This is a genomic window from Massilia sp. TS11 (assembly GCF_022012445.1).
Classification (GTDB): Bacteria; Pseudomonadota; Gammaproteobacteria; order Burkholderiales; family Burkholderiaceae_D; genus Telluria.
In genome coordinates this window covers 122110-137941 of record NZ_JAKLTS010000005.1, presented here as the reverse complement: position 1 = coordinate 137941, position 15832 = coordinate 122110, and the positions used below count along the sequence as shown (strand labels likewise).

The window sequence follows — 15832 nt, the reverse complement described above, 5'->3', positions numbered from 1 at the left end:
TTTCGGGCCGCTCAGATTGTTTACGCCGATGCCCTTCGATCTCGTCAAAGCCCTTCCCAAGCCTGGCCACCGTTTCGCCCTGCCGGCCCTGTACGGCTCCAGCGACGCCTATGCCCTGGCCCAGGCGGCCGTGGCGCTCAAAGCGCGCGGCCAGACCGTGGCCGTGTTCACCGCCAACGCGGCCGACGCCCAGCGCCTGCTCGATGAAATTCCGTGGTTCGGCGGGGCCGATCTGCGCTGCCATCTGCTGCCGGACTGGGAGACCCTGCCCTACGATAGCTTCTCGCCGCACCAGGACCTGGTGTCCGAGCGTCTGGCCACGCTGCACGGCGTGCGCACCAGTGCCTGCGACGTCCTGATCGCGCCGATCACCACCGCCCTGGTGCGCCTGGCGCCGCCGGCCTTCCTGGCGGCCTACACCTTCTTCTTCAAACAGGGCGAAAAGCTTGACGAGGGCGCACTCAAAAACCAGCTGACGCTGGCCGGCTACACCCATGTGTCGCAGGTCATGTCGCCCGGCGAATACTCGGTGCGCGGCGGCCTGATCGACCTGTTCCCCATGGGTTCGGCCCTGCCCTACCGAATCGACCTGTTCGGCGACGAGATCGAGACCATCCGCACCTTCGACGCCGACACCCAGCGCTCGCTCTATCCGGTCAAGGAAGTGCGCCTGCTGCCGGGGCGCGAGTTCCCGATGGACGAGGCGGCGCGCACGGCCTTCCGCAGCCGCTGGCGCGAGCGCTTCGAGGGCGATCCCTCGCGCGCCGTCATCTACAAGGACATGAACAGCGGGATCGCCTCGGCCGGTATCGAGTACTACCTGCCGCTGTTCTTCGACCAGACCGCGACCCTGTTCGACTATCTGCCGCAGCAGGTCAGCCTGGCCCTGGTGGGCGATATCGACGGCGCCATCCAGCGCTTCTGGGCCGATACCGAAAGCCGCTACAAATTCCTCAAAGCCGACCGCGACAAGCCGATTCTCGAACCGGCCGAGATCTTCCTCAATGACGAGGGCTTCTTCACGCTGGCCAAGGAGCATGCGCGCATCGTGATCGGGCGCCAGGCCGACGGCCCGGCCTCCGAGCTGTCCGCCCCGCTGCCGAATGTGGCGGCCAACCGCCGCGCCGACGATCCGCTGCTGAACCTGCGCGCCTACCTGATGGCGCCCGGGCGGCGCGTGATGGTCTGCGCCGACTCCAACGGCCGCCGCGAGACCTTGCAGCAGTACTTCAACGAATACGATCTGTCGCCCGTGGTGCTGGACGGCTTTGCCGCCCTGCGCAGCAGCGACGCGCGCTTCGTGCTGGGCGTGGCGCCGCTGCAGGCTGGCTTCGAACTGGTGACCGACAGCGGCGAAGTCCTGGCCTTCATCACCGAAAGCGAGCTGTATGCCGGCGCCGGCCGGCGCGTGGGCCGCCGCAAGCAGGAAGGCGTGACCCAGGTCGAGTCGATGGTGCGCGACCTGTCCGAACTGAAGATCGGCGATCCGGTCGTGCACGTCAATCACGGCATCGGCCGCTACATGGGCCTGACCAGCATGGACCTAGGCGAAGGCGAGATGGAATTCCTTCACCTCGAATACGCCAAGGACACCAAGCTGTATGTGCCGGTCTCGCAGCTACACGTGATTTCGCGCTATTCGGGCGGTTCGCCCGAGGACGCGCCGCTGCACGCACTCGGCTCCGGCCAGTGGGAAAAGGCCAAGCGCAAGGCCGCCCAGCAGGTGCGCGATACGGCCGCCGAGCTGCTCAATCTGTACGCGCGCCGCGCTGCACGCCATGGCCACGCCTTCCAGTTCTCGGCGCACGACTACGAAGCCTTTGCCGAGAGCTTCGGCTTCGAGGAGACGCCCGACCAGGCCGAAGCCATCCGCGCCGTCATGCAGGATATGACCTCGGGTAAGCCGATGGACCGCCTGGTCTGCGGCGACGTCGGCTTCGGCAAGACCGAAGTCGCCCTGCGCGCCGCCTTCATCGCCGTCATGGGCGGCAAGCAGGTGGCGATTCTGGCGCCGACCACGCTGCTGGCCGAACAACACGCGCAGACCTTCGCCGACCGCTTCGCCGACTGGCCGGTGCGCATCGCCGAACTGTCGCGCTTCCGCACCGGTAAGGAGATCACCCAGGCGATCAAGGGCATGGCCGACGGCACGCTCGACATCGTGATCGGCACCCACAAGCTGCTCTCGCCCGATGTGAAGTTCGAGCGTCTGGGCCTGGTCATCATCGACGAAGAGCACCGCTTTGGCGTGCGCCAGAAAGAGGCGCTCAAGGCCCTGCGCGCCGAGGTCGACGTGCTGACCCTGACCGCTACCCCGATCCCGCGCACGCTCGGCATGGCCCTCGAAGGCCTGCGCGATTTCTCGGTGATCGCCACCGCGCCGCAGAAGCGCCTGGCCATCAAGACCTTTGTGCGCAATGAAGACGGCTCGATCATCCGCGAGGCCTGCCTGCGCGAGCTGAAACGCGGCGGCCAGGTCTACTTCCTGCATAACGAGGTCGAAACCATCCAGAACCGCTACGCCATGCTGCAGGAGCTACTGCCCGAGGCACGCATCGCCATCGCGCACGGCCAGATGCACGAGCGCGAACTCGAAAAGGTGATGCGCGACTTCGTCACCCAGCGCTACAACATCCTGCTCTGCACGACCATCATCGAAACCGGTATCGACGTGCCGACGGCGAACACCATCATCATGCACCGCGCCGACAAGTTCGGCCTGGCCCAGCTCCACCAGCTGCGCGGGCGCGTCGGCCGTTCGCACCACCAGGCCTATGCCTATCTGCTGGTGAGCGAGGTGCAGAGCCTGAATAAACAGGCGCAGCGCCGCCTTGAAGCGATTCAGCAGATGGAGGAGCTGGGCTCCGGCTTCTACCTGGCGATGCACGACCTGGAAATCCGCGGCGCCGGCGAAGTGCTGGGCGAGAACCAGTCGGGCGAGATGCTCGAAGTCGGCTTCCAGCTGTACTCGGACATGCTCAATGAGGCGGTGCGCGCCCTCAAGGCCGGCAAGGAGCCGGACCTGGCGGCGCCGCTGTCCTCGACCACCGAAATCAATCTGCACGTGCCCGCCCTGCTGCCCGCGGATTACTGCGGCGACGTGCACGAACGCTTGTCGATCTATAAGCGCCTGGCCAACTGCGAAAGCCAGGGCGCCATCGACGATATGCAGGAAGAACTGATCGACCGCTTCGGTAAAATGCCGGAGCCGGTCAAGGCCCTGATCGAAACCCACCGCCTGCGCGTATCGGCCAAGCAGGTGGGCATCATCAAGATCGACGCCCACACGGAGTCGGCCAATCTGCAATTCGAACCCAAGCCGCCCATCGACCCGATGAAGATCATCACCCTGATCCAGAAGCATCGGCATATCAAACTCAATGGGCAGGACAAACTGAAGATCAGCGCGCCGATGCCTGATCTGGCCACCCGTGTCACCGCGATTAAGAATACGATCAAAGCCCTGTTATGACGACCCGACTGGTACTGCAAACCCGCGCCGCCGACTACGCCACCCTGGAGCGCCTGGCGCAACAGGCGGGCGCCACCCGCACCACCCGCCTGAGCGACCATGCCCTGCGCGCCGAAGGCCTTGAACGCGACCCCGCCCTGATCGAGGCCGCGCACGCGCTGGCTGTCGACGCCTGCTATCTGCCGGCCGGCCAGTCCCTGGCCGACTTCAAGCTGGTGGCGATGGATATGGACTCGACTCTGATCACCATCGAGTGCATCGACGAGATCGCGGATATGCAGGGCCTGAAGCCCCGGGTCGCTGAAATCACCGAGGCCGCCATGCGCGGGGAGCTTGATTTTTCCGAGAGCCTGCGCCGTCGCGTGGCCCTGCTCAAGGGCCTCGATTTCGGCGCCCTGCAGCGCGTGTACGACGAGCGTCTGCAGATTTCGCTGGGCGGCGAAGCGATGCTGGCGGCCGTCAAGGCCGCCGGTCTGAAAACCCTGCTGGTGTCGGGCGGCTTCACCTTCTTCACCGAGCGCCTGCAGGCACGCCTGGGCCTCGACTACACCCACGCCAACACGCTCGAAGTGGAAGACGGCCGCCTGACCGGGCGCGTGCTCGGCACCATCGTCGACGCCGAGGAAAAGAAACGCTCCGTGGAGCGCGTGTGCGCCGAGATGGGCATCGCGACCAGCCAGGCCATCGTGATGGGCGATGGCGCCAACGACCTGAAGATGATGGGCATCGCCGGCCTGTCGGTGGCCTTCCGCGCCAAGCCGGTGGTGCGCCTGCAGGCCAGCATCGCCCTCAATTACGTGGGGCTGGACGGTGTCGTGACTGCACTGCGCTGAGCTACAATCGCCGCATGGAAGCTGAATTCGACGTTACCGAAGACCTGGTCCAACAGATCGATCAGGCGCGCCTGCTCTACATCCTGCATGGGGCCTGTCTGCTGTTCTCCGCCGGCGCCTTCAATCTGATCCCGGTGATCCTCAATTACATGCGCCGCCAGCGCACCAATGGCCTGGTGCAGCGCCACCATGCGTGGATGATCCGCAGCTTCTGGATCTACGCGGCGATGATGTGCGTGGGCTCGCTGACGCTGCGCTTTACGGTCGGCGGGCTGATTATCATCGTCGGCTGGATCATGATGGCGCGGAACCTGTACCGCGGCTACCGCGCCCTGAACGCCACCGAAGCCCCGCCCGAGCGCGCCTAGGCCAGTTTGCCCAGGGCCTGGGTCATATCGGCGATCAGATCGTCCGGATCTTCCAGGCCGATGTGCAAGCGTACCAGCTGCCCTTCGTGCGGCCAGTTGGCGCGCATCGCCTTGGCCGGATACGGCATCACCAGGCTGTGCGCCCCGCCCCAGCTATACCCAAGACCAAACAGCGTCAGCGCATCGACGAAGCGGTCGGTCTGTTCCTGCGTGTAGCGGGCGTCGAACACGAACGAGAACAGGCCACCGGCGCCGGTGAAGTCGCGCTGCCAGTGGGCGTGGCCGGGGCAGTCTTCAAACGCCGGATGCAGGATGGCCGCGACTTCGGGCCGTGCCTTGAGCCAGCTTGCCACCTTGCGCGCGCTGGCGTCGTGGGCCTCGAAGCGCATTTTCAGGGTCGGCAGGCCGCGCATCACGAGGAAGGCGTCGTCGCCCGAGACGCCCATCCCCAGGCGCATGTGCGCAAGGCCGATGCGTTCATTGAGCGCAGGGTCGCGCGTGATCACGGCGCCCATCAGCACATCGGAACCGCCCGACTGGTATTTGGTCAGGGCCTGCATCACGATGTCGCAGCCCATGTCGAAGCCATTGAGCGCCAGACCGGCGGCCCAGGTGTTGTCCAGCGCGACGAGCACGCCGCGTGCCTTGGCGGCAGCGCAGATCGCGGGCAGATCGGGCACCTCCATCGTGACCGAGCCGGGCGACTCGGTCCAGATCAATTTGGTGTTCGGCTGAATCAGCTCCGTAATGCCGGCGCCGATCATTGGGTCATAAAAACGGCAGGAGATGCCGAAATCCTGCTGCAGCCAGCGCGCCATCTCGCGGCTGGGGTTGTAGACGTTTTCGGGCAGTAGCACATCGTCGCCGGTTTTCAGCAGCGCGAAATCGACCATGACAATCGCCGCCAGACCGCTGGGCGCGAGCAGGCAGTAGCGGCCGCCCTCGATGTCGGCCAGCCGGGCCTCGAGCGTGAAGGTGGTCGGCGTGCCGTGCAGGCCGTAGGTATAGCCGTCCTTGGTTTTCCAGCTGGCCGCGCGCATGGCGGCGACGTTTTCAAACAGGACGGTCGAGGCGTGGTGGATAGCGCTGGGGAAGGCGGCAAAGCCTTCCGGCGCGGCGTAGTCGGTGTGGACCAGGCGGGTTTGGCGCGATGTTTTCATGCGCCTAAGTGTAGCACCGCCTTACAGCACCCGCAGCCGCAGTTCCTGCAGGCGCGCCTCGCGCTCGGGCGTGAGCGTGAAGAAGACTTCCAGCCGGCCGCGCTCGCCCTCGATGATGAAGGTACCGCGCAGCGCATTCTCGGGCTGGATCGGGCCGATCTTATGGATGGTGCCGATGCGGGCCAGCGCCGCCGCCGATTGCGCGGCCCAGTCGCTGCGCGCGCGGTCGAGGAAGAAGTTCATCGCCACCACCTTGGCTGCGAAGCTTTCGTCCCAGCCCTGCAGCAGGGAGACGACCTCCTGCTGGCGCTGCAGCAGAATCGCGGCCGGCGCTGGCACGCGCGCAGGCAGGTGCGCGCGCTCGACGAGGTTGAAGGCCTCATTCGTCACCGGCTGGTAGACCGGGGCGTAGCGCAGATTGCCGAAGGCGATCACGGCGACGCCGCGCTCGGGCGAAAAGCGGTACTGGCTGCCGTAGCCGGGCAGGCCGCCGCCATGGCCGACCATCACCACGTCGCGGCTGTTGCGCATCCAGTTCAGGCCATAGCCGTAGAAGGCCACGCGTGGATCGGCCTGGCCCTCGCCCAGGGTTGCGCGGGTATTCATGCTGATGAAGGCGCGCGGTTCGGCCAGCTCGCGCACGCTCGATCGTTTGACCGGGCCATTGTCGGGCGCTTCACGCGCGGGCCAGGCGTCCATCAGGAAGGCGACATAGCGGGCAAAGTCGTCCAGCGTGGTGATGATGCCGCCCATGGCCGCGCCTTCGCCATCGTGCAGCACGGGTTCGGCCACCCAGGCGCCATTGAGCCACTGGTAGCCCTGGGCGAAGCGGCCGGCCGGCAGTTCGCTGTATTCCCACACGGTGGAGTGCATGCCGAGCGGACGGAAGATGTGCTGGCGGATGTAGTCCTGGAAGGGCTGGCCCGACACCTTGCAGATGATTTGGCCCAGCATGATGTAGCCAAGGTTCGAATACTCGTAGGGGCCACCGGGCGTGCTGGAAAAGGACAGGCCGCGGCCCACGAGTTCGGCAAGCTCGCTGCGCGTCATGCGCATGTGGCGGTCGCCCCAGGGATTGTCCTCCGGGAGGCCGGGGGTCATCGTCAGCAGGTGGCGCAGGGTGAGCGTCGGCGCATCTTTGGGGGCGCCGACGGCGCTCAGCTCTGGCAGATAGCGGCTGACCGGGTCGTCCAGCTGCAGCTTGCCTTCGTCGCGCAGGCGCAGAATCGCCAAGGCGGCGAAGCTCTTCGACATGGAGGCGATGCGGAAGGCGGTCTGCGCGCTGACCGGGACTTTGGTCTCGATATTCGCTACGCCCTGGCTGCGCACGTGCACCAGCTTCCCGTCGAGGACCACGCCCCATACGATGCCGGGGATATGCTCTTTGTCGGCGAGGGTGCTGAAGGTCTGATCGAGCTGGGGCAGCACGCGCTGCACGGCCTCGAGACGCTCAGTGGCGCCGGCGGCGGCGCTGAACAGGATCAGGATGCAGGCGAACAGTCGGGACATGGGATTCCTTTCTTTGGTTTGCGTGCTGCGCGCGCGGGTCTGAAGACCCGCCCTACCCGGTTACCCAGTTACCCAGTTACCGAGTTACCCAGTTACCCGGTTACCCGGCCTCCGGGATTTTCGGCTTACACGGGGTTGGCCCAGAGGTCGTGGGCGTCGGCCTTGGTGATGGTGACGTCGATGAACTCGCCGACGCTGAGCTTCTTCGCGCCCATCAGCGGGCGCTTGATGTGCACCACGCCGTCGATTTCGGGCGCGTCGGCCATCGAACGGCCAATCGCTTCGCGCTGGCCGACTTCGTCCACCAGCACGCGCAGGGTCTTGCCTACCTTGGCTTCGAGGCGTTTGCGCGAGATTTTTTCCTGCAGCAGCATCACGCGGGCGCGGCGCTCTTCGCGCACTGCTTCGGGCACCGGGTCGGGCAGCGCGTTGGCGGTCGCGCCCTCCACCGGCGAATAGGCAAAGCAGCCCAGGCGGTCGATCTGCGCTTCCTTCAGGAAGTCCAGCAGATACTCGAATTCGGCCTCGGTCTCGCCCGGGAAGCCGGCGATGAAGGTGGAGCGGATCGTCAGCTCCGGATTCATCTTGCGCCAGGCCTGGATGCGGTCGAGGTTCTTCTCGCCGCTGGCCGGACGCTTCATGCGCTTGAGGACATCGGGGTGGGCGTGCTGCAGCGGCACGTCCAGGTAAGGCAGCACATGGCCGCCCTGCATCAGGGGGATGACTTCGTCCACATGCGGATACGGGTAGACGTAGTGCAGACGCACCCAGGCGCCGTACTGCTTGGCCAGTTCGCCCAGCGCTTCGGTCAGCTGGGTCATATGGGTTTTCACCGGGCGGCCATTCCAGAAGCCGGTGCGGAATTTTACGTCCACGCCGTAGGCACTGGTGTCCTGCGAAATCACGAGCAGCTCTTTCACGCCGGCCTTGAACAGGTTTTCGGCTTCGATCATCAGTTCGCCGATCGGGCGCGAGACGAGGTCGCCGCGCATCGAGGGGATGATGCAAAACGAGCAGCGGTGATTGCAGCCCTCGGAGATTTTCAGGTAGGCGTAGTGCTTGGGCGTGAGCTTCACGCCCGAGGCCGGCACGAGGTCGATATACGGGTCGTGCGGCTTGGGCAGATAGGTGTGCACCGATTCCATCACTTCGGTCACGGCGTGCGGACCGGTCACGGCCAGCACCTTGGGGTGGACCTTGGTGATGATGTCCTGGCCGGCGGCATCCTTCTTGGCGCCGAGGCAGCCGGTCACGATGACCTTGCCGTTTTCGGCCAGGGCCTCGCCAATCGCATCGAGCGACTCCTGCACGGCGGCGTCGATGAAGCCGCAGGTGTTGACGATGACCAGGTCGGCGCCGTCGTAGGACTTGGCCGTCTCGTAACCTTCTGCACGCAGCTGGGTCAGAATCTGCTCGGAATCGACCAGGGCTTTCGGACAGCCGAGCGAAACGAAACCGACTTTGGGAGCGGCAGCAGCGGGCGTGGCGGGATTGGACGGACGGCGCAGTTCAGTCATGGCGAAACGGAGAATTCGGGGGAATCCTCCATTTTACCAAAAACCGGGCTTACTTCTTATCCATATTGGCGAAGGGGAAAGCGGAGAACAGGTTCTTCGACTGGTTCTGCATCTGCTCCTGCATCTGCACGAACAGGTTCTTGCTCTGGTCGATATAGCTGTTCATCATCCCCTGCATCATCGGCCCCTGGACATTCATGAACTGGGTCCACATTTCCGGGTTGAAGGCTTTGCCGTCCATGGCGCTACTGGCCAGGCGGTTCTGGATGTCGGCGAAGGCCTGCAGGTTCTTCTCCAGATAGGAGCCCATCATGCCCTGCATGGCGTGGCCGTAGTAGCGGATGATCTGCGACAGCATGGCGCTGGAGAACATCGGCACGCCGTTGGCCTCTTCCTCCAGAATGATCTGCAGCAGGATCGAGCGGGTCAGGTCTTCATTCGTCTTGGCATCAACGACGGTGAATTCTTCAGCATCGAGCACCAGTTGCTTGACATCGGCCAGCGTGATGTAGGAGCTGGTCTGGGTGTCGTAGAGTCGACGGTTGGGGTATTTTTTGATCAGGCGGTCGGTCTTTTTCGTACTGCTCATATCGCGTCCAATATTGCGCCGCAGCGCGTCTCCAGCTGTGTTGTTGACTGCACCCAAGCTTGCATTATAGGCAGGTTGGCGCCATGCAGGCTATAAAAATATTGCATTGCAAACTAGGCTGTTGCGCCTCAGTCGGCCCGCACTTTCACATAACGGCCCGGGGCCGCCTCGATTGGTTTGTATTTGGTATTGCCGAGGCGCGCCGGGGCTTTGACCGACTTGCCGCCGTGCTGCTTGAGGAAGGCCGCCCACTCCGTCCACCAGCTGCCGCTGTGCTCGGTTGCGCCGGCGAACCAGTCCTCTGCGCTCAGCGGCTTGGCCGCCTTGTCGGCCTTGGCATTGGTCCAGTGGCTGCGCTTGCCTTTCGAGGCCGGATTGATCACACCGGCGATGTGGCCCGAAGCGCCCAGCACGAAGCGGTTGTTCTTCGGCTTCTTCGGATTGAGCACATGCAGCGAGGCATAGGCCGAGGCCCAGGGCACGATGTGATCCTCGCGCGAGCCGTAGATGAAGGCCGGGCAGTCGATCTTGCCGAGGTCGACCTTCTGGCCCGCCACCTTTAGCTTGCCCGGCACCTTCAGGCTATTCTCGAGATAGGTGTTACGCAGATACCAGCAGAACATCGGGCCCGGCAGATTGGTGCTGTCGGCATTCCAGTAGAGCAGGTCGAACGGCGGCGGGCTATTGCCCTTCAGGTAGTTGGACTGCACGTAGTTCCACACCAGATCGTTCGGGCGCAGGGCCGAGAAGGTCGAGGCCAGGTCGCGGCCCGCCATCAGGCCGCCATTGGCCAGAGTCTGCTCGCGCAGCGCCACCTGGGCTTCGTCGACGAAGACTTCGAGCACGCCGGTGTCGCTGAAGTCGAGGAAGGTGGTCAGCAGGGTCAGGCTATTGGCCACCTGCTCACCGCGCGCGGCCAGCACCGCCAGCGCCGTGCTGACGATGGTGCCGCCCACGCAGAAACCGAACAGGTTCAGCTTCTCCTGGCCGCTGATGGCCTGGGCCACGCGCATCGCCTGGATCGCGCCTTTTTCGATGTAGTCATCCCAGGTGACCTTGGCCAGCTCCTTGTCCGGGTTGCGCCAGGAAACGAGGAACACCGTATTGCCCTGCTCCACCGCGTAACGCACGACCGAATTCTCGGGCTGCAGGTCGAGGATGTAGAACTTGTTGATGCACGGCGGGACCATCAGCAGCGGCGTCTGGTGCACGGTGGTGGTCAGCGGCTTGTATTGAATCAGCTGGAACAAGTCGTTCTCGAAAACGACAGCGCCTTCCGTGGTGGCGACGTTGCGGCCCACCTCAAAGGCCGATTCGTCCGACTGCGAGATGCGGCCCTTGCCGATGTCGGCCAGCATATTGGCCAGGCCCTTGGCCAGGCTCTCGCCCTTGGTGTCGATCAGCTTTTGCTGCGCCTCGGGATTGGTCGCCAGGAAGTTGGCCGGTGACATGGCATCGACCATTTGTTGCACGGCGAATTGGATCTTCTGGCGCTCCTTGTGCGGGGCCTCGACGGCGTCCGCCATGGCCATCAGGAACTTGGCGTTCAACAGATACGAGGCCGCCTGGAAGGCCGACACGGGATTCGCCAGCCATTCCGGCGCCGAAAAACGGCGGTCTTTCAGCACGGGCGGCTGGCCGGCCATAAAACTTTGCCACAGGCTCCCCACCTCCTGCATATAATCTTGCTTTAATTTCTCAAGTGTTGCAGGCTTGATCAGAGCGCCGGCATCCTTGAGAATGCCTGAAAACGGATTGGACTCCAGCTCGGGAACCTTGAACCACTGTTGCCAGGTTTTCGGGTCCTGGAATTGCGACATCCAGGCGGCCATCGCTTGCGCATCGGGCAGATTTTTGAACTGATCCATGTGTCGGCGTGTTCTTTGTGGAGAAAAATATGTGGGTAGTGGTACTGGCGTGGGTCTATGTGGTCGGCCTGATGGCCTTGGTGGATGCGGAAAAAAACATCGTCAGCGGAATCATGACCTTTGTGATGTACTGCATAGTGCCGCTGAGCATACTGTATTACCTCGTGGGCCGCAAACCGAAACGCCCGATCCGCTCCCTGCTGCAGCGTCAAACCGACATCACACCGGTCGAGCCTGTGCTCGACACGCCGGAAGCGCCCGCCCCCGTGCTGACTGCGGCCCTGGCTGAGACCCTGATCGCCCCGACCGAAGCGCCGACCGAAGCCCCGACTGAGGCGCCGACCGCGGCCCCGACAGCAGCCCCGACCGAGGCGCCGCTGCTCATGCCCATCGACATACCGACCGACGCGCCAGCCCTGCCAGCCCTCGACCTGTCGCCCGCACCGGCTCCCTTGCCCACCCTGCAGATGGTCGACATCGCGCCGGCCGAGAGCGGCCTGTCCGATGAAGCCAAGCGCTTGCTGGAAGAAGCGATGGCAGCCGAGGAGGAAGCCGCCGCGGCCGAAGCACAGGCCCAGGCAGACACGGCGGATACAGGCTTGTCGGAGGAAGCGCGCCGTTTGCTGGAAGAAGCCATGGCAGCCGAAGAGGAAGCCGCCGCCGCGGAGGCCGCGGCGCTGCAGGCCGAAGCGAGCATCGACACGGCCACGAGCGCACCGGCCGCGGATCTGCCGCCGCTCGATATCGGGGCACTCGATTTCGATGTCCCCACGTCGGCCCCCTCCCCCACGCCGGCCCCGACGCCGGCGCCGGCTGCCGCCGAGCACCTGGACCTGCCGCCGCTGGACTTCGGCGCCCTCGACTTCACCCCGCCGGCCGCTGCGCCCACGCCGGCGCCAACGCCCGCCCCGACGCTCGACATGCCAGGGCTCGATTTCAATCTCGGCAGCTTCGACCCGCCGAGCGCACCAGCGCCGACGCCCGCGCCGACGCCATATCCGAGTATCGATTAATCAGCAGCCAGCCAGATCAGGCTGGCCTGGCGGCCCGTGGCCCGCTCGCGCCGGTAGGAATAGAACAGCGCACGTTCGCTAACCGTGCAGCGGCCGCCGCCATGGATGCGGTGCACACCCGCCTGCCCCAGTGCCAGACGGGCGAGCGCGTAGATATCGGCACGGTACTTGCCAGCCCGGCCAGGATAGGCGGCGAAGGCCGCACGCGCACCCTCGCCCAGGCGCTGGACAAAGGTGTCGAGCACCTCGGCGCCAACTTCAAACTGGGCCGGACCGATGGCCGGGCCAAGCCAGCAAGTCAGTTCGCCGGCACCGGCCGCGCGCATGGCCGCTACCGTACTGGCCAGTACCCCATCGGCCAGACCGCGCCAGCCCGCGTGGGCCGCGCCGACACAGCTGCCGTCCAAGGCAGCAAACAGCACGGGCAAGCAGTCCGCCGTCATGATCGTGCAGGCCTGCCCGGTGGTGGTGGCGATCAGCGCGTCCGCCGTATGCACAGGCGCGTCCGGCGCCAGCACGGCAGCCGCATCGGCCACGGCCACGCCATGCACCTGCGATACAAAAGCCGGCCGCACGCCAAGGGCCGCCTGCAGGCGGCGCCGATTCTCCAGCACATTGGCATCGTCGTCGCCGACATGGCGGCCCAGATTCAGACCGCCGCCGCCCTGCCCGTCGTCAAACGCACCGCTGCTGACACCGCCGATACGCGTGGTGCTGCAGGCGCGCGCACGCGCCGGCAGATCCGGCCAGTCCGGCAACAGCAGCAGCGGATGCACGTCAGTCGTCTTCAAGTTCTTCGATCCCGCATTGGGCGATGAGTTCCGCAAAATCCTCGGCCAGCGGCACCGTCCATTCGCAGGGCTCGCCCGTACGCGGGTGGCTGAGCCCCAGGCGGCGGGCCTGCAGGGCCTGACGCGGGAACAGATGCTGCAGATGCGGCTTGCCGTACAGCGTGTCGCCGACCAGCGGGAAGCCGGTAGCGGCCATATGCACGCGAATCTGGTGGGTACGGCCCGTTTCGAGCGAGCAGCGCAGCAGGCTGACCGGTTTGCCGTCGAACTTTCCTTCACCCAGACGCTCAAAGTGGGTGATGGCCGGCTTCGCCAGCAAGCTGGTGGACACCGCCATCTTGATGCGGTTCTGCGGGTGGCGGCCCATCGGGCGGTCGATGGTCCCCTGCAGGTAAGGCGTGCCCCACACCAGCGCGTAGTATTCGCGCTTGACGGTGCGCGCCTGCAGCTGGCGCACCAGGTCGGTCTGTGAGGCCAGGGTCTTACCCACCACCATCAAGCCGCTGGTGTCCTTGTCCAGGCGGTGCACGATGCCGGCGCGCGGCACCTTGGCCAGCTGCGGGCAATGGTGCAGCAGACCGTTGAGCAAAGTGCCCGACCAGTTGCCGGCGCCGGGATGCACGACCAGGCCGGCCGGCTTGTTGACGACGATGATGTCCTCATCCTCGTACACGATCTCGAGCGCGATCGGCTCGGGCGTGTAGGCGGCGTCCTCAGGCTGGGCCTGGGGCGAGACGATCACGGTTTCGTCGCCGTAGACCGTATCCTTGCCACGCGCCACCTTGCCATCGACGGTGACGAAGCCCCCGTTGATCCATTCCGCCAGGCGGCTGCGCGAGTACTGCGGCACCAGGCCGGCCACGACTTTGTCCAGGCGCTGGCCGCAGTGTTCGGCAGATAATTGCAATTCGATGGGGTCCCAACCGGGGGCCTCGCCCTCGATCTCGTCCTCAAAGTCAAATTCGCTTACAGATTCCTTGTCTGACACGGCAATCCCATCGGCTATAATCAGCCTTTCGTTGTTGTTTCGGTTCACTACTTCGTGCAAAGAGCTATGCAAAAAAAACTGTTAGCGGCCATCGCAGCGTCTGTTCTTCTTGCCGGTTGCGGTATGTTTGGGGAAAAAGCAGACGAAACCAAAGGCTGGTCTGCCCCCAAATTATACAAGGAGGCGCGCGAGGAAATGGACGCGAAGAATTTCGAGCGTGCCGTGAGCCTGTTCGAAAAGCTCGAATCCAGCTATCCGTTTGGTGTGTATGCTCAGCAGGCGCAGATGGAAATCGCCTATGGCAAGTACAAGCAAGGCGACCAGGCCGAGGCCCTGGCAGCGGTCGAACGCTTCATCAAACTGCACCCGAATCATCCGAACGTCGACTACATGTACTACCTGCGCGGCCTGATCAATTTTAACGATCAGATCGGCCTGCTTGGCTTCCTGTACGAGCAGGACCTGACCGAGCGCGACCCGAAAGCCACGCGCGAAGCCTTTGTCGCCTTCAAGCAGCTGGTCGACAAATTCCCCAATAGTCCCTACGCGGCCGATTCCGTGGCGCGTATGAAATACCTGGTCAATGCCATGGCCTCGTACGAAGTGCACGTGGCCAAGTACTACTACCGGCGCGGCGCCTTCGTGGCCGCCCTCAACCGTGCCCAGGGTGCGGTGGCCGACTACCGCGACGCGCCCGCCATCGAAGACGCGCTGTGGATGATGGCCAAGTGCTACGACAAGATGGGCATGAACGACCTGCGCGACGACACCATGCGCGTGTTCCAGCGCAGCTTCCCGAACTCCAAACTGCCCTACGCCAAGCCCGAAAAGCCCTGGTACAAGTTCTGGAATTGAGTTCCAGCAAAATCGGGGTCAGACCCCATTTTTCGTCTTAGAAAAATGGGGTCTGACCCCGATTTGTTTAGGGGGCAATTTTGCGGCGGAAGACCCAGGTCGTGTCGGTCGAGGCGGCCTTGTCGTAGACGTAGCCGTCTTCTTTGAATCGCTTCAGCCCGGCCGGGTCGCTCAGGCCTTTCTGGGCGGCATAGCGCGCCATCATGCCGCGCGCGCGCTTGGCGAAGAAGGAAATAATCTTGTACTTGCCGCCCTTGTAGTCCTCGAACACGGGCGTGATCACGGGTACGCTCAGCTGCTTGGGTTTGACCGACTTGAAGTACTCGTCGGAGGCCAGGTTCACCAGCGCCGTCGCGCCCACGGCATCGATGTCGGCCTGCAGGGCCTGGGTGATGCGCTCGCCCCAGAACGCGTACAGGTCTTTGCCGCGCGGATTGGCCAGCGCCGTGCCCATTTCGAGCCGGTGCGCTTCGATCAGGTCCATCGGGCGCAGGCGCCCATACAGGCCGGACAGGATGCGCACATGCTGCTGGGCATACTCGAGCTGCTTGGGCGTCAGGCTGCGCGCCTGCAGGCCGTCGTAGACGTCGCCGTCGAACATCATCACGGCCGGGCGGCTGTGCTCGGGCGCCCCGCTCCAGCTCGCATAGCGGCCGACATTCAGCACCGCCAGCTTGTCGGACAAGTCCATCAGCTCGGACAGCTGGCCCGGCGAGAGTTCGCGCAGGAGGTCGATCAGGGTCGCCGTCTCGCTCAGAAAATCGGGCGTACTGCGCAGCTTGGATTTGAACGGGGTGTCGAGGTCCAGCGATTTGGCTGGCGAAAGAACAATCAGCATACGATAATCGGTGACAACAAAATTCAACCCA

13 protein-coding genes are annotated in these 15832 nt (G+C 64.5%); 5 read left to right on the top strand and 8 right to left on the bottom strand.

The features are described 5' to 3' along the window. The first annotated feature begins 28 nt into the window (after positions 1 to 28). The 3 genes from mfd to LZ005_RS09510 are packed head-to-tail and all read left to right on the top strand — an operon-like array spanning position 29 to position 4673. Positions 29 to 3472 (top strand): transcription-repair coupling factor, encoded by a 3444-nt coding sequence (gene mfd, locus LZ005_RS09520; protein WP_237807046.1) that lies wholly within the window; start codon positions 29 to 31, stop codon positions 3470 to 3472. Next, the gene (gene serB, locus LZ005_RS09515; protein WP_237807045.1) at positions 3469 to 4305 is read left to right on the top strand and encodes a phosphoserine phosphatase SerB; all 837 of its coding nucleotides are present in this window, start codon (positions 3469 to 3471) and stop codon (positions 4303 to 4305) included. Before mfd ends, serB begins: the two co-directional genes overlap by 4 nt. A gap of 14 nt (positions 4306 to 4319) precedes the next feature. Continuing rightward, positions 4320 to 4673, top strand: a complete 354-nt coding sequence (locus LZ005_RS09510) for a hypothetical protein (protein WP_237807043.1) — start codon at positions 4320 to 4322, stop codon at positions 4671 to 4673. Here LZ005_RS09510 and LZ005_RS09505 read toward each other — a convergent pair. The 5 genes from LZ005_RS09505 to phaC all read right to left on the bottom strand — a co-directional run bounded on the left by LZ005_RS09505 (position 4670) and on the right by phaC (position 11316). Beyond that, entirely contained in the window at positions 4670 to 5833 is a 1164-nt protein-coding gene (locus LZ005_RS09505; RefSeq protein WP_237807041.1) for a cystathionine beta-lyase, read from the bottom strand. The two genes, LZ005_RS09510 and LZ005_RS09505, sit on opposite strands and share 4 nt — an antisense overlap. Positions 5834 to 5854: 21 nt before the next feature. Further along, a complete protein-coding gene (locus tag LZ005_RS09500; RefSeq protein WP_237807039.1) occupies positions 5855 to 7342 on the bottom strand; it encodes a serine hydrolase in 1488 nt (495 codons plus the stop codon). 125 nt (positions 7343 to 7467) lie between these two features. Then, positions 7468 to 8859 carry a 30S ribosomal protein S12 methylthiotransferase RimO gene (gene rimO / locus LZ005_RS09495; RefSeq protein ID WP_237807037.1) on the bottom strand — a complete coding sequence of 464 codons (1392 nt, stop codon included), beginning with the start codon at positions 8857 to 8859 and terminating at the stop codon, positions 7468 to 7470. 49 nt (positions 8860 to 8908) lie between these two features. Next, positions 8909 to 9448: a polyhydroxyalkanoate synthesis repressor PhaR gene (gene phaR / locus LZ005_RS09490; RefSeq protein WP_237807035.1), complete on the bottom strand. Its 540-nt coding sequence runs from the start codon at positions 9446 to 9448 to the stop codon at positions 8909 to 8911. 128 nt (positions 9449 to 9576) lie between these two features. Beyond that, on the bottom strand, positions 9577 to 11316 hold the full coding sequence (gene phaC, locus LZ005_RS09485; protein ID WP_237807033.1) for a class I poly(R)-hydroxyalkanoic acid synthase: 1740 nt from the start codon (positions 11314 to 11316) through the stop codon (positions 9577 to 9579). Positions 11317 to 11345: 29 nt separating this feature from the next. On the opposite strand from phaC, the gene LZ005_RS09480 reads away from it, so the two are divergent. Further along, positions 11346 to 12329, top strand: coding sequence for a hypothetical protein (locus tag LZ005_RS09480; RefSeq protein WP_237807031.1), 984 nt, complete (start codon positions 11346 to 11348; stop codon positions 12327 to 12329). Here the strand turns inward: LZ005_RS09480 and pgeF are convergent. Next, positions 12326 to 13120, bottom strand: a complete 795-nt coding sequence (gene pgeF, locus LZ005_RS09475) for a peptidoglycan editing factor PgeF (RefSeq protein ID WP_237807029.1) — start codon at positions 13118 to 13120, stop codon at positions 12326 to 12328. The two genes, LZ005_RS09480 and pgeF, sit on opposite strands and share 4 nt — an antisense overlap. Then, positions 13107 to 14114: an RluA family pseudouridine synthase gene (locus tag LZ005_RS09470; protein WP_237807812.1), complete on the bottom strand. Its 1008-nt coding sequence runs from the start codon at positions 14112 to 14114 to the stop codon at positions 13107 to 13109. Before LZ005_RS09470 ends, pgeF begins: the two co-directional genes overlap by 14 nt. Before the next feature lie 60 nt (positions 14115 to 14174). Between LZ005_RS09470 and LZ005_RS09465 the strand changes: the two genes are divergently transcribed. Then, positions 14175 to 14963, top strand: a complete 789-nt coding sequence (locus LZ005_RS09465; protein WP_237807027.1) for an outer membrane protein assembly factor BamD — start codon at positions 14175 to 14177, stop codon at positions 14961 to 14963. Between the two features lie 67 nt (positions 14964 to 15030). Here LZ005_RS09465 and yaaA read toward each other — a convergent pair whose 3' ends face one another. After that, complete coding sequence (gene yaaA / locus LZ005_RS09460; RefSeq protein WP_237807025.1) at positions 15031 to 15801, bottom strand: peroxide stress protein YaaA; 771 nt, start codon at positions 15799 to 15801, stop codon at positions 15031 to 15033. Positions 15802 to 15832 lie beyond the last annotated feature (31 nt).